Origin of the sequence: Streptomyces collinus Tu 365 (assembly GCF_000444875.1) — a bacterium.
Lineage (GTDB): Bacteria > Actinomycetota > Actinomycetes > Streptomycetales > Streptomycetaceae > Streptomyces > Streptomyces collinus_A.
The window spans coordinates 2,643,403-2,657,206 of the sequence record NC_021985.1; the positions used below are offsets into that span (position 1 = coordinate 2,643,403).

General features: G+C 73.8%; 10 protein-coding genes. 5 read left to right on the plus strand and 5 right to left on the minus strand.

Annotated elements, in window-relative coordinates; translation table 11 throughout:
* The first annotated feature begins 4 nt into the window (after nt 1-4).
* A complete protein-coding gene (locus tag B446_RS39865) occupies nt 5-733 on the plus strand; it encodes a hypothetical protein (RefSeq protein WP_020939573.1) in 729 nt (242 codons plus the stop codon).
* Here the strand turns inward: B446_RS39865 and B446_RS11345 are convergent.
* A complete protein-coding gene (locus tag B446_RS11345) occupies nt 673-1,437 on the minus strand; it encodes a hypothetical protein (RefSeq protein WP_020939574.1) in 765 nt (254 codons plus the stop codon). The two genes, B446_RS39865 and B446_RS11345, sit on opposite strands and share 61 nt — an antisense overlap.
* Before the next feature lie 60 nt (nt 1,438-1,497).
* On the opposite strand from B446_RS11345, the gene B446_RS11350 reads away from it, so the two are divergent.
* The gene (locus tag B446_RS11350; RefSeq protein ID WP_020939575.1) at nt 1,498-2,283 is read left to right on the plus strand and encodes an adenosylcobinamide-GDP ribazoletransferase; all 786 of its coding nucleotides are present in this window, start codon (nt 1,498-1,500) and stop codon (nt 2,281-2,283) included.
* Here the strand turns inward: B446_RS11350 and B446_RS11355 are convergent.
* From B446_RS11355 to B446_RS11370, 4 genes are all read right to left on the minus strand, one after another.
* A complete protein-coding gene (locus tag B446_RS11355) occupies nt 2,258-3,007 on the minus strand; it encodes a spherulation-specific family 4 protein (protein ID WP_020939576.1) in 750 nt (249 codons plus the stop codon). The genes B446_RS11350 and B446_RS11355 overlap by 26 nt on opposite strands.
* A gap of 8 nt (nt 3,008-3,015) precedes the next feature.
* Entirely contained in the window at nt 3,016-4,539 is a 1,524-nt protein-coding gene (locus tag B446_RS11360) for a hypothetical protein (protein WP_020939577.1), read from the minus strand.
* Nucleotides 4,536-6,056: a GT4 family glycosyltransferase PelF gene (pelF, locus tag B446_RS11365; protein WP_020939578.1), complete on the minus strand. Its 1,521-nt coding sequence runs from the start codon at nt 6,054-6,056 to the stop codon at nt 4,536-4,538. The genes B446_RS11360 and pelF overlap by 4 nt, the downstream gene beginning before the upstream one ends.
* A gap of 120 nt (nt 6,057-6,176) precedes the next feature.
* Nucleotides 6,177-8,213, minus strand: a complete 2,037-nt coding sequence (locus B446_RS11370) for a hypothetical protein (RefSeq protein WP_020939579.1) — start codon at nt 8,211-8,213, stop codon at nt 6,177-6,179.
* A gap of 342 nt (nt 8,214-8,555) precedes the next feature.
* Here B446_RS11370 and B446_RS11375 point away from each other — a divergent pair, with 342 nt between their 5' ends.
* The 3 genes from B446_RS11375 (at nt 8,556) to sucB (ending at nt 13,617) form a co-directional block, all read left to right on the plus strand.
* A complete protein-coding gene (locus B446_RS11375) occupies nt 8,556-10,094 on the plus strand; it encodes a leucyl aminopeptidase (RefSeq protein ID WP_043475345.1) in 1,539 nt (512 codons plus the stop codon).
* A 280-nt stretch (nt 10,095-10,374) separates the two neighbouring features.
* Complete coding sequence (gene lpdA, locus B446_RS11380; protein WP_020939581.1) at nt 10,375-11,763, plus strand: dihydrolipoyl dehydrogenase; 1,389 nt, start codon at nt 10,375-10,377, stop codon at nt 11,761-11,763.
* Between the two features lie 60 nt (nt 11,764-11,823).
* The gene (gene sucB, locus B446_RS11385; RefSeq protein ID WP_020939582.1) at nt 11,824-13,617 is read left to right on the plus strand and encodes a 2-oxoglutarate dehydrogenase, E2 component, dihydrolipoamide succinyltransferase; all 1,794 of its coding nucleotides are present in this window, start codon (nt 11,824-11,826) and stop codon (nt 13,615-13,617) included.
* Nucleotides 13,618-13,804: the final 187 nt, after the last annotated feature.

Consider the following 13,804-nt stretch of genomic DNA (forward strand, 5'->3'; position numbering starts at 1 on the left):
GGCGATGAGAGCGCCCGGCCGGTGGGCCCGTGCCGAGTGGGGGCTGCTGTACGTCACCGTGCGCGAGCCGCTGCGCAAGCGGCGGCTGCGGGCGGTCCCGATGACCGCCGGGGCGGTCTGCCTGACCGCGGTGCTGCAGTACGTGCAGAACCAGGCGTGGGGTTACCGGTTCGTGCAGAGCATGGGGGCGGTGCGGGTCGAGGACCCGCTGTGGCTGGCGCTCCTGCGCACTCCCCTCTCGCTGTACGTCCCGGCGCTGGACCTGCCGGTGTGGGGCGCGCTCGCCCAGGTCCTGTGCGTGTTCGGGATCGCCGAGATCTGTCTGGGCTGGTGGCGGACGCTGGCCATCGCCTACGCGGCCACGCTCGCCGGGACGCTGTACGCGCGCGTGGGCATCGCGTGCGGCCCGCACGTCCCGTTCGGCCTGCCCGGCTCGGACGCGCGGGTGGTGGACACCGGTCCGTCGGCGGCGGTGGTGGGGCTCGCGGTGTTCGTGGCCTGGCGCTACGGCGCGCAGGTGACGGCGGCCGCGGTGACGCTGGCGATAGTGGTCGAGGTCCTGCTGAAGGAGAACCTGGCCGGCAAGGAGCACCTGGCCGCCCTGCTCGGCGTGGGCGTGCTGTGCCTGGCCGCGGCGGGGCGGCACCGGTGCGGGCGCCGGCCGCCGGCCTGTCAGTGGCGGCCGGGCAGCCGGGCCGGACGCGGGTCGGGTTTGCCGCCGATCCAGTCCTGAAGGACCCGGCGGGGCCCGGCCCAGCGGCGGTCGTGACGGTAGGCGCGCAGGACGGCCCTGGCCCGGGCACGGGGGCGGCGGCCGTAGAAGCGGCGGGCCCACGGGGAGCCGGGGCGGGCCAGGCGGATCGCGCCGACGAGCGCGACCAGGGGCACGACCGCCCCGAAGATCGCGACCCTGGTCTTGCCCTTGCTCAGGGAGACCAGCGAGAAGACGAAGTTCAGGGCGATGTTGGAGATGACCGTCCCGCGGTCCGCGAGTTCCTCCTGGGACAGGTCGTTGACACCGAACGGCACGAACCCGGCCAGCAGCAGGCCGACCAGGGCCGCGGTGAGGACGACGACCTCGACGCTCTTGCGGCCCTCCTCGCTCCAGTACACGTCGTCCAGGTGCAGGATCAGCGCGAACTCGTCGAGCACCAGGCCCACGCCCATGCCGAAGACGACGGCGGAGAGGACCGCGGCCGCGCCGTGCCGGGCGCTGGCCACGGCGCCGAAGCCGCCGACGACGGTCAGCAGGACCCCGGGGACCACGTGGTGGATGTGCAGCCCGCCCGCCCTCACGTTGCCGAACGGTCCCTTGCCGGCCCGGATCAGCCGGGTGATCACCCGGGTGACGACGAAGGTGACGACGAAGGCGGTCAGGGCCAGCAGCAGCGGGAGTTTGCCCGGTTCCACGATGTTCCGCTCCCACCAGTGCCCCATGTGCGCACTTTATCCTCGGCCGCGGTGGGGGGCCCGGCGACCGCCGGGTAACCTGCGCCGGTGCTCACGTCCTCGCCCGCAGACGGTCTCCGCTTCGCTTTCGGCACGCTCTCCGTGCTGCCCGTCCGGGTGCGCCGGTGGGACCGGGAGGCGGCGCGCGGGGGCATGCTGTGCGCCCCGGTGGTGGGCCTCGTCGTCGGTGGCTGCGCGGCGCTGCCCGGGCTGCTGCTGCTCTTCCTGGGCGCGGGGCCGCTGCTCGCCGCCGTCGCCTCCGTCGCCGTACCGGCCGCGCTGACGCGGGGGCTGCACCTGGACGGGCTCGCCGACACGGCCGACGGGCTGGGCAGCGGCAAGCCCGCCGACGAGGCGCTGCGCATCATGAAGCAGTCGGACATCGGCCCGTTCGGGGTGCTCACCCTGGTGCTGGTGCTGCTGGCCCAGGTCGCCGTGCTGGCACAGCTCTACCAGGACTCCTGGCGGGAGGGCGCCCTCGCGGCGCTGACCTCGGCGGTCGCGGCGCGGCTCGCCCTCACCCTGGCGGCGCGCACCGGGGTGCCCGCCGCCCGTCCGGAGGGGCTGGGCGCGGCGGTCGCCGGGGTGGTGCCGACGTGGGGCGCGCTGGCCGTCGCGGCCGGCTGCACGGTCCTCGCCGCCGGCTGGGGAGCGGTGTCAGGCCCGGACGGCGCGGTGCGCGCGGCGGCCGCGATGCTGCTGGCCCCGGCCGTGGCCGAACTCCTGCTGCGCCGCTGCACGCACCGGTTCGGCGGGGTCACCGGGGACGTGTTCGGCGCCCTCGCGGAGACGGCGGCGACCACCGCGCTCATCGTGCTGGCTCTCGGCCACTAGGTTCCGTGCCGGTGCCGGTGCCGGTGCCGGTGCCCTCGCCCGGGCCCGGTGAACGCGCCGGGGGAACCCCTGGGCCGAGACCGTGGGGCAGTGTGCCCCAGGGGTGGGCGCCCGTGCCGGGTACCGCGCAGTGCACGGCGGCGCCCCGCGCCCGGGCGGCGCCGGCCGCGTCCGCGTCCGGCGGGACGCCGTACACCAGGTGGCACACCCGCGCCCCGGCAGGTCGGGGACCGGGCCGGGCGGGCGTGCGCAGGTAGGCGCTCCAGGGGCCCTCGAAGGTGACCTGGAGGTCGGCGAGCGGCGCGTACGCGGGGTGCGGCCGGGTGCCGTGGTTCAGCACGAGGGTGACGCACCCGAGGCTCCGGGCGGCCGTGGTCAGCCGCTCGTAGTGCCGTGCCTCGCCGGCCCCGGACGCCACCTGGTCCAGGAAGGCGCCGTGGGTGCCGTACCAGGCGCGGTAGCGGCGCAGTTCGTCCTCGACGTCCGCGTACGGCCGTGCGCCGTAGCCGGTGTCGGCGTAGCCGAGCAGGGTCACGCCCGCCGTGCGCAGCCGGGCGGCGGTCTGGGCGAAGGCCGCGTCGGGGCGGTCGCCCGGGCCGCTGGCCGGGTTGAGGACGACGCCGTACAGGCGCGGGGCGGCCGCGAGGATCGCCGCCCATTCGGCGGGGCGGACCGAGGGATGCTCGTAGTAGGGGACCAGCAAGGTGCCCGTCGGTGTGTTCATCGGTGTGTTCATCGGTGTGCGGTCACCCTTCCCAGCCGGACGCGGACGAGTGCGACCTGGGCGCCGGCCGCGCTCGCGTACACGGCGAGCGCGACGGTGTCGGGGCTGCCCGCGTGGGTGAGCAGCGCCAGGGTCTGGGCCACCGAGGCCGCGCAGCAGACGGCCGTCGCCCCGAGGACGGCGCCGAACGACTGGAGCAGAAGGCCGGTCCACAGCACCACGCCGAGGGCGAGCAGGGACGCGAGCCGGGCGGCGGCCGGGGCGGGTGCGTGCGGCCAGGGCGCGGTGACGGCCAGGGTCAGGGCGAGCAGCGCGGCCAGGTAGGCGGTGAGGCAGCGGGCCAGCACCCGGGCCGTGGTCCGGCGGAACCGCCTGGGGGTGCCGCTGGTGCGCAGGGCCGCGAGGCTGGCGCCGCGGAAGCGGTACAGCAGCCATTCGGCGGGGCCCATGCTGAGCGTGAGGGCCACGGCGGCCGGGGCGGCGAGCGCGCCGTGCCCGGCGCCGGCCAGGACGTCCCCGAGGGTGGCGTCGACCACCAGCGCCCCGCTCGCGAGGCCGAACACGGCGTAGGGCAGGGAGGCGAACGGCCGGGGCCCGGTGACCGGCGGCGCGGCCCTCCGGCCGGCCCGGACGGAGGGCCACCAGCGCGCGGGCGAGAACGACTTGGCGTGCGTGGCGAGCCGGCGAAGGGCGGCGCGCCAGCGGCGCGGTGCGGTCAGGACCGGGGCGGCCTCCAGCAGGCCGAGGACCGCGACGGCGGTGAGCGAGCCCAGCAGCAGCACCAGACGGACGGGGGCGGGCAGCGGGTGGGCGAGGGTGAGGAGGCCGCCCGCGGTCATCGGCAGCAGCGCCGCCAGCAGCGTCTTCTCACGGCCCATCACCAGCAGGACACCGGAGGCGCCGAAGTAACAGGACTGCCCGGCGGCGAAGGCGACGGCCGCCGGACGGCCGGGGCCCGCGACGGCGAGCGCGACCAGCGTGCCCAGCAGCATGCCGACCGGGGCGCCGACCAGGAGGCAGCGGCGGGCCGCCGGACGGTCGCCGAGCCCCAGCCAGGCGTAGGCGCGGTGGGCGAGCCCCTGGTTCCAGGCCCAGCCGCACAGGGCGCCGGCCAGCAGGGTGCGGGTGCCGGCGGGCAGGCCGAGCGCCTCGTGCGGGCCGGCGAGCAGCGGGTCGCCCAGCACGTAGGCGAAACCCGGCAGCGCGAAGACCAGCCCGCGCAGCAGGCAGCCGAGCAGCCCGGTCCGCCAGGGGTCGGGCGGCTCGCCGTCCGGCTCGGGGTGGCGGCGCGGGGTGCGGGCGTACAACTCCTCGGCGAGCGCGAAGGAGTTCTCCACGCCGTAGCGCTCGCGGATCTGGTCGTCGGACAGGCCGTCGGACTCCAGCAGGGCGGCTATCTCGTCCGGGTGGACGGCGGCCGCCACGGACTCGTCCCAGTCGGCGGCGAGTTCGTCGATGGGGTCGCGCCGTGCCCAGCCGGGGCTTCGGCGCGGGCCCGGGACGCCGGGCAGTACGCGGACGTCGTCGCTCACCAGCCGGTCCCGTCCGTCGCCACCGCCGCGTACCAGGGGTCGCGCAGTTCCTCGGTCCAGTCGGCGACCGTCTCGACGGTGGGCTCGTACACCTCGGGGAGGCCGGCGAGTTCCTGGTAGACGGTGCGGAAGTTGTCGACCGAGCGGCGCAGCGTGAACCGGTCGATCACCCGCTGGCGGGCCGACTCCCCCAGCCGCAGCCGCCGTCCGTCGTCGCGGAGCAGGGTCAGCGCGGCGGCCGCCATCTTCTCCGGCTCGCGCGGCGGGACCACCAGGCCGGTGTCCCCCACCGCCTCGCGGACCCCGCCGACGTCCGTGGAGACGGTGGTACGCCCGCACGACATGGCCTCGATGATGGAGAACGGGAAGCCCTCGGAGATGGACGACAGCATCACGACGTGCCCGGCCGCGTAGGCGCGCCAGACCTCGCTGATGCGGCCCTCGAAGGTGAGGCCGTCGGCGATGCCGAGCTCCGCGGCGAGCTTCTCCAGGCGGGTGCGGTAGGCCTCGCCGCCGGCCGGGACCGGGCCGAACAACCGGAGCCTGGTCTCGGGGAGTTCGGCGCGGACCAGGGCGTAGGCGCGCAGCAGGGTCTCCAGGTCCTTGATGGGGTCGACCCGGCCGCACCAGGTGAGGGTGGGCGTGTCGGGTTCGGGTCCGGCGTGCGGGAAGGCGTGCGGGTCGACGCCGTTGTAGACCGTGCGGATCCGGTCGGCGTCGGCGCCGCCGCGTTCCTCCCAGCGCCGGTTGTACTGGTTGCAGGGGGTGATGAGGTCGGCGGCCCGGTAGCCGAGCGAGTTCAGCTCTCGGTAGAAGCCGAGCAGGAACGCCTTGACGGGCCAGCGGTGCCGGTCGGCGCGCTGCCCCAGGTAGCGCTCGCGCAGGTAGATGCCGTGCTCGGTGAGCAGGAACGGCACCCCGTCGAGCCGGTGCGCGGCGAGCGCGGGCAGGGTCGCGAGGCCGCTGCTGACGGCGTGCGCCACCGAGTCCGTGTCGATCCGCACGCCGAGCGGGCGCAGGGCGTGTTCCAGCAGGTCGGTGGCGGTCAGCGCGTCGTGCAGGGTGGGCCGGGCGGCCGCGGTCGGCAGGTGCGGCATCGTCCAGATCCACTGCAGCGAGCGCAGCGCGGTCTCGGTGCGCAGGGCCGGCGAGAGCCATCCGTCGCGGGCGAGGACGGCGAGGTCGTAGAGCGCCTCCCCGAAGTCGCAGCGTGCCTCGGGGTCGAGGAAGGACAGCAGGAGCCGCTCGTAGGCGTCGGTGAAGCGGCGCCGGGCCCGGCCACGGGGGGCGTGGGTCCGGCCGGGGAGCGGGCCCCAGGTGGGCACGGTGGTGTGCCGGCCCACGTTCGGCGGCAGGTCCCAGGTCACGGGTTCACGGCCGGTGCCGGTGATGGAGACGACGTGGAAGGTCACCTCCGGCATGCCCTTGACGAGCTGGTCGCACCAGGTGCTGACGCCGCCGTGGACGTGCGGATAGGTGCCTTCGGTGAGCATGGTTGTCTTGCGGCCGGTACGCATCGCTGCGCGGTTCCCCCCACTTTTCACGGTTGCCGTGCGGGGAACCGCGGCCCGGCCGCCGGCTCGGGGTCCGGTGGGCCGGGTGCGCGGTTCTCCGCCGTGCGGCTGTCTCGGCGTCGGCTACGGCAGCCTGAGCGTCAGCGCGGACTGCAGGGCGGCCGGTGCCGCCCAGGCCGAGCGCTGACCGGCGTAGGCCGTGCCGAACGCGGCCGTGCCGAGCAGTTGCTGCTGCCTGGTGCCCTCGGGTGCGGTCACCGGGATCTGGGTGCCGGAGGGCGCGTCGACCGTGACGGTGTTGCCGATCCGGTAGGCGGTGACCTTGCCGCCGTCCAGCGCGGCCTGCCACTTGGCCCGGTTCTGCAGCTCGGCGCCGATGGCGCTCTGGCGCAGGTTGACGATCGGGGCGCTGTCCGCGAAGAGCGCCCGGTAGTCGGCGAGCACCCGTTCCAGGACCGGGTAGAGCAGGCGGTCCTCGGCCAGGTTCGACTGGTGCGCGTAGTGCGGGCGCGGGTCGTTGCTCAGCACGTGTCCGAGGTCGGTGTGGGCCTCGGCGGGCACGATGGTGTCGGTGTAGCCGGTGGCCGTGTCCAGCGGCCGGGGCAGGCAGGTGGAGGTCGGGTTGTTCTCGCAGATCCCGCTGCCGCCGTCCGCCTTGGACGTGTAGATCCAGTTGTACTCGTCGGCCATCTCGGCCTTGGTGCCGACGTTGTAGTACACGTTCATCGGGTAGCGCGGCACGGTGAGGGTGCTGTTGCCGACGGCCCGCTGCTCGGACTCGCGGGAGTTGTCGGAGGCGGTCCACTTCACGCCGTTCGCCGCGAGCGCCGGGCCCAGGTTGGGGTTGTCCTGGGGCTGCTGCGGCAGGGTCTTGAGGCCCGAGTGCTCGCCGGTGACCAGTTCGGTGCGGTCGACGGACAGCCCGTGCTGCACGGCCCAGTCGTAGTCGTTGGAGATCTCCCCGGAGATGTCCGGGCGGCTCACCCACTTGGTGGAACCGTCGGCGTTCTTCGCGCAGCTCCACGGCACGGTCGAGGTGTCCTGCACGCAGCCGAGGAACAGGTGGGTGTACGTGTGGTTCACCCAGCGGTACTTGGCCTTGTCCCGCAGGAGCTGGTCGGTCAGCGCGTCGGCGTTGCCGTTCTCGCTCTTCCACTCCTCGCCGGCGCCCGCGTTGAACACCATGTCGAGGGTGAAGCCGTGGCTCTGCTCCCAGGAGGCCGCGTACTGGGCGTCGTCGGCCGTCATGCGGATCGGCGTCCCGGCGTCGGCGCCGCCGCCCGCGCAGTCGATGTCGCCGGGGGTGCAGTTGCGGGCGCTGTCCCAGCGGGCGTCCGGCGCGAAGACGTCGTCCACGTGGACGGCGAAGTAGTTGCGGGCCTGGCCGAGGTGGAGGCCCTGGGTCAGCCATTCGACGATGCCGCGGGCGAGCACCCGGAACTGCTGCTGGTACTGGTTGTAGGCGAAGGTCACCACCAGCTCGCGGCGCCCGTCGTGGGCGTACTCGCCGAGCAGGCTGCCGTTGCCGCTGCCGCCCGGCACGGGGACGTCGACGTAGCTGGTGAAGCCGGTGCGGGGCTGGGCGAGGAAGCCGTAGCTCTCGTCCACCGACGGGGAGTTGTCCTCGAAGGAGAAGGCGCCCTTCAGGTAGCCGAAGGGGCCCGCGCGGCCTGCCGTGGTCACGGTGGCGGTCCGCCCGTCGAGGCTCCCGGCGTAGCCGTTGCTGTCGGTGTAGTCCAGGCCGACCTCGGGGTGGGCCCAGGTGTAGGCGTCGACCTGGGGGATGCCGTACGTCCTCTCGTACGACTCCAGGGCCGTCTGCTCGGCCGAGCCCGCCCCGAAGGGCGCCTCGTTGGGCAGCACCACGCCCTGGAACTTCGCCCGCGGGCGGCCGCCCACGGTGTCGCTCAGAAAGGTGTCGCTGATGGTGGGGCGGCCGGAGTCGTCCAGGTCGACGGTGGTGTACGGGACCCCCTCGCTCTTCAGTTGCGCGGTGATCGCGCCGACGGGGCTTCCGCCGTCGTCGACCACGAGGACCCGCAGGTCGATGCGCGGATCGGTGGCGGCCGAGGCGGCCGGGGCGGTGAGCCCCAGAGTGACCAGCCCCGCGGCCGTCGCCGTCACGGTCGCCGCTCTCCAGCGGCGCGCGCGGTGTGCCATGGCAGTTCCTTCCCCCCAAGAGATCCTCTGTGGCGAATTGGCGGAGGATCAGTGGAAATCATGCGAATCAGTGGGCGATCGGCCCACCGAACCCGATGAGTGTGGCTCAGGCCGCGGGGGCGCCGGGGTGATAAATGGCCACGACGCCACGGACAGGTGAACACCCGCAGGCATGAGCGAACGCGGGTACGCGCGTAGTCTCGTCCCGGGTGTTCGCCGACAGGGTGAAGGCCCCGGTTGCCACCCGCCCACAGTCCTGGACCTAGGGTCGGCTCTCGGGCCCGGTCGACCCACCCCTCATCGGCCACAGCAACTTCACATCGGAAGCGAGATTTCACCACCGTGACTGCTCTTACTCTCAGCACCGCCGCGGCGCCCGGCCTGCGGGCCGACGCGATCGTGATCGGTGTCGCCAAGAGCGCTGCGTCTAGGTCTGGGGACCTGGTCGTCGCCCCCGGCGCCGAGGCCGTGGACAAGGCATACGACGGCAAGCTGGCCGGCCTCCTGGAGACCCTCGGCGCCTCGGGTGCCGAGGGCGAGCTGACGAAGCTGCCCGCCCCGGCCGGCTTCAAGGCGCCGCTCGTGGTGGCGGTGGGCCTGGGCGCGGAGCCCGAGAAGGACGCCGGGTACGACGCCGAGGCGCTGCGCCGGGCCGCCGGTGTGGCCGCGCGTGCCCTCGCCGGCTGCCGCAAGGCCGCGTTCGCGCTGCCGGTGGACGGCCCCGGCGAGGTCGGCGCGATCGGCGAGGGCGTCCTGCTCGGCGCCTACGCGTTCGACACCTACAAGGACGGCGCGAAGGACGCGAAGGCCAAGAACGGCAAGGGCCCGCTCGGCGAGGCCACGCTGCTCGGCGGCAAGCCGCGCGACGCCGCCCACAAGGGCGCCGTGGCCCGGGCCGTGGCGGTGAGCGAGGAGCTGAACCGCGCCCGCGACCTGATCAACATGCCGCCGAACGACCTGACCCCGCAGGCGTTCGCCGGTGTGGCCCAGGCCGCCGCCAAGGAACACGGCATCAAGATCCAGGTGCTCGACGACAAGGCTCTGGTCAAGGGCGGCTACGGCGGCCTGCTCGGCGTCGGCGGCGGTTCCGCCGCGACCCCGCGCCTGGTCAAGCTGTCGTACTCGCACCCGAAGGCGGACAAGCACCTCGCGTTCGTCGGCAAGGGCATCACCTACGACTCGGGCGGCATCTCGCTGAAGCCGGCCGGTCACAACGAGACGATGAAGTGCGACATGAGCGGTGCCGCCGCCGTGTTCGCCGCGGTGGTCGCCGCCTCCCGTCTCGGCCTCCGGGTCAACGTCACCGGCTGGCTGGCGCTGGCCGAGAACATGCCGTCCGGCACCGCGGTGCGCCCCGGTGACGTGCTGCGCATGTACAGCGGCAAGACCGTCGAGGTGCTCAACACCGACGCCGAGGGCCGGCTGGTGCTCGCCGACGCGCTGTGGGCGGCCTCGCAGGAGAAGCCGGACGCGATCGTGGACGTGGCCACCCTCACCGGCGCGATGATGCTGGCGCTGGGCAGCCGCACCTTCGGGATCATGGCCAACGACGACTCCTTCCGCACCGCGGTGTACGAGGCCGCGGAGGAGGTCGGCGAGCCCGCGTGGCCGATGCCGCTGCCGGAACACCTGCGCAAGGGCATGGACTCCACCGTCGCCGACATCGCGAACATGGGCGAGCGGATGGGCGGCGGCCTGGTCGCCGGTCTCTTCCTGCGCGAGTTCGTGGGCGAGGGCATCACCTGGGCGCACCTGGACATCGCCGGTCCGGCGTTCAACGAGGGCGGCCCGTTCGGCTACACGCCGAAGGGCGGCACCGGTTCCGCCGTGCGCACGCTGGTCCGGCTCGCCGAGCTGACCGCCGAGGGCGACCTGGGCTGAACCGCCCGGCCCCGCCGCCCGCGCGACCGGCCACGACAGGGGCGCGGGGAGCTGTTCACGCGGCTCCCCGCGCCCCTGCGGCGTGCCCGCCTTCGTTTTCGGGGGTACGTGCCGTGTCTCACACTCAGGCCCCGCGTCTCGTACGCCTCGAACAAGTGCAAAGATGGAGCCCGGCAGGACAGGGCCCCCACCGAAGGGCCGAAGCATCAAGCGGCCGGACACCAGCCGCCCGCCGGTCACTGGAGATCGGCGCAAGGCGCACATGCATGGAGGACGTGACGTGGCGAACGACGCCAGCACCGTTTTCGACCTAGTGATCCTCGGCGGTGGTAGCGGTGGTTACGCCGCGGCCCTGCGCGGGGCGCAGCTGGGCCTGGACGTCGCCCTGATCGAGAAGGACAAGGTCGGCGGCACCTGCCTGCACCGGGGATGCATCCCCACCAAGGCCCTGCTGCACGCGGGCGAGGTCGCCGACCAGGCCCGCGAGAGCGAGCAGTTCGGCGTCAAGGCCACCTTCGAGGGCATCGACATCGCGGGCGTCCACAAGTACAAGGACGGCGTGATCTCCGGCCTGTACAAGGGCCTGCAGGGTCTCGTCGCCTCCCGCAAGGTGACGTACATCGAGGGCGAGGGCCGGCTGTCCTCCCCCACCTCCGTCGACGTGAACGGTCAGCGGATCCAGGGCCGCCACGTCCTGCTGGCGACCGGCTCCGTGCCGAAGTCGCTGCCGGGCCTGGAGATCGACGGAAACCGCATCATCTCCTCCGACCACGCCCTCGTCCTGGACCGCGTGCCGAAGTCCGCGATCATCCTGGGCGGCGGTGTCATCGGCGTCGAGTTCGCCTCGGCGTGGAAGTCCTTCGGCGCGGACGTCACGGTCGTCGAGGGCCTGAAGCACCTCGTCCCGGTCGAGGACGAGAACAGCTCGAAGCTCCTGGAGCGCGCGTTCCGCAAGCGCGGGATCAAGTTCAACCTCGGCACCTTCTTCCAGAAGGCCGAGTACACCCAGGACGGCGTCAAGGTCACCCTCGCCGACGGCAAGGAGTTCGAGGCCGAGGTCCTGCTCGTCGCCGTCGGCCGCGGCCCGGTCTCCCAGGGCCTCGGCTACGAGGAGCAGGGTGTCGCCATGGACCGCGGCTACGTCCTGGTCGACGAGTACATGCGCACCAACGTTCCCACCATCTCCGCCGTCGGTGACCTCGTCCCGACGCTCCAGCTCGCGCACGTCGGCTTCGCCGAGGGCATCCTGGTGGCGGAGCGTCTGGCCGGTCTGAAGACCGTCCCGATCGACTACGACGGTGTCCCGCGGGTGACGTACTGCCACCCGGAGGTCGCCTCCGTCGGCATCACCGAGGCCAAGGCCAAGGAGATCTACGGCGCGGACAAGGTCGTCGCTCTGAAGTACAACCTTGCGGGCAACGGAAAGAGCAAGATCCTCAACACCGCGGGCGAGATCAAGCTCGTCCAGGTGAAGGACGGCGCCGTGGTCGGCGTCCACATGGTCGGCGACCGCATGGGCGAGCAGGTGGGCGAGGCCCAGCTGATCTACAACTGGGAAGCGCTGCCGGCCGAGGTCGCCCAGCTCATCCACGCCCACCCGACGCAGAACGAGGCGCTCGGCGAGGCACACCTGGCGCTGGCCGGCAAGCCGCTGCACTCCCACGACTGACCTCCGGTCAACGGGCGCGACGACACAGACTTCCGCAATTCGTAAGGAGCAACCGAAACCATGGCGGTTTCCGTAACCCTTCCGGCGCTCGGCGAGAGCGTCACCGAGGGCACTGTCACCCGCTGGCTGAAGGCCGAGGGCGAGCGCGTCGAGGCCGACGAGCCGCTGCTCGAGGTCTCGACCGACAAGGTCGACACCGAGATCCCCTCGCCCGCCGCCGGTGTGCTGGCCTCCATCAAGGTCGCCGAGGACGAGACCGTCGAGGTCGGCGCCGAGCTGGCCGTGATCGACGACGGCACGGGCGCGCCCGCTGCCGCTCCGGCCCCCGCCGCCGCCGAGGCCCCGGCTCCGGCCGCCCCGGCCGCCCCGGCGGCCGAGGCCGCCCCCGCCCCGGCTCCGGCGCCGGAGGCACCCGCCGCGCCGGCCGCCCCGGCCGGTGGCGCCGAGGGCACGGACGTGGTCCTGCCCGCGCTCGGTGAGTCCGTCACCGAGGGCACCGTCACCCGCTGGCTGAAGTCGGTCGGCGACTCCGTCGAGGCCGACGAGCCGCTGCTCGAGGTCTCCACGGACAAGGTCGACACCGAGATCCCGGCGCCCACCTCCGGTGTGCTGCTCGAGATCGTGGTGGGCGAGGACGAGACCGCCGAGGTCGGTGCCAAGCTCGCCGTCATCGGCGCCCCCGGTGCCGCCCCGGCCGCCGCTCCGGCTCCGGCCGCCCCGGCCCCCGCCGCCGCCCCGGCCCCCGCCGCCGCCCCGGCCCCCGCCGCCGCTCCGGCTCCGGCTCCCGCCGCGCCTGCCGCTCCGGCCCCGGCTCCGGCCCCCGTGGCCGCCGCCCCGGCCCCGGCCGCTCCGGCGCCCGCCCCGGCTCCGGTCACCCCGGCGGCCGCGCCCACCTCGCCGACCGCCACCCAGGCGACCGACGAGGGCGCCTACGTGACCCCGCTGGTGCGCAAGCTCGCCGCCGAGAACGGCGTCGACCTGGCCGCCGTCAAGGGCACCGGCGTCGGCGGCCGTATCCGCAAGCAGGACGTCCTCGCGGCCGCCGAGGCCGCGAAGGCCGCCGCGGCCCCGGCTCCGTCCGCTGCCGCCGCCCCGGCCGCCAGGAAGGCGGCGCCCGCGCTGGAGGTCTCCTCGCTGCGCGGCCAGACCGTGAAGATGCCGCGGATCCGCAAGGTCATCGGCGACAACATGGTCAAGGCGCTGCACGAGCAGGCCCAGCTGTCGTCGGTCGTCGAGGTGGACGTCACGCGTCTGATGCGCCTGCGCGCCCAGGCCAAGGACTCCTTCGCCGCGCGCGAGGGCGTCAAGCTCTCCCCGATGCCGTTCTTCGTGAAGGCGGCGGCCCAGGCGCTGAAGGCCCACGCGGTCGTCAACGCCAAGATCAACGAGGCCGAGGGCACGATCACCTACTTCGACACCGAGAACGTCGGTATCGCGGTGGACTCCGAGAAGGGCCTGATGACCCCGGTCATCAAGCACGCCGGCGACCTCAACATCGCGGGCATCGCCAAGGCCACGGCGGAGCTGGCCGGCAAGGTCCGCGCCAACAAGATCACCCCGGACGAGCTGTCCGGCGCGACCTTCACCATCTCCAACACCGGTTCGCGCGGCGCGCTGTTCGACACGATCATCGTGCCGCCGGGCCAGGTCGCGATCCTCGGCATCGGTGCCACGGTCAAGCGTCCGGCCGTCATCGAGACCGAGGAGGGCACGGTCATCGGCGTCCGCGACATGACCTACCTGACGCTCTCCTACGACCACCGCCTGGTCGACGGCGCCGACGCGGCCCGTTACCTGACGGCCGTCAAGGCGATCCTGGAGGCGGGCGAGTTCGAGGTCGAGCTGGGCCTCTGATCGCTCATCAGGTCGCACGACGCCCCGCCCGGGACTTCCCGGGCGGGGCGTCGTCTTCGTGGCGGGGGCGGCCGGAACCTCCCGGGGCGCCGGGCGCCGAACCCTCGCTCACGCCGTGTAAGTCTCGTCTCACCTGCGCCAAAGCACCCCCGCACGCCCTACCCGCGGAGCGAACCCGCCGTATTGT

Excerpts from the sequence above, each read along its gene's own strand:
- B446_RS39865 (WP_020939573.1), top strand. The coding sequence starts at position 5 with ATGAGAGCGCCCGGCCGGTGGGCCCGTGCCGAGTGGGGGCTGCTGTAC.
- B446_RS11345 (WP_020939574.1), bottom strand. The coding sequence starts at position 1,437 with ATGGGGCACTGGTGGGAGCGGAACATCGTGGAACCGGGCAAACTCCCG.
- B446_RS11355 (WP_020939576.1), bottom strand. The coding sequence starts at position 3,007 with ATGAACACACCGACGGGCACCTTGCTGGTCCCCTACTACGAGCATCCC.
- pelF (WP_020939578.1), bottom strand. The coding sequence starts at position 6,056 with ATGCGTACCGGCCGCAAGACAACCATGCTCACCGAAGGCACCTATCCG.
- B446_RS11370 (WP_020939579.1), bottom strand. The coding sequence starts at position 8,213 with ATGGCACACCGCGCGCGCCGCTGGAGAGCGGCGACCGTGACGGCGACG.
- sucB (WP_020939582.1), top strand. The coding sequence starts at position 11,824 with ATGGCGGTTTCCGTAACCCTTCCGGCGCTCGGCGAGAGCGTCACCGAG.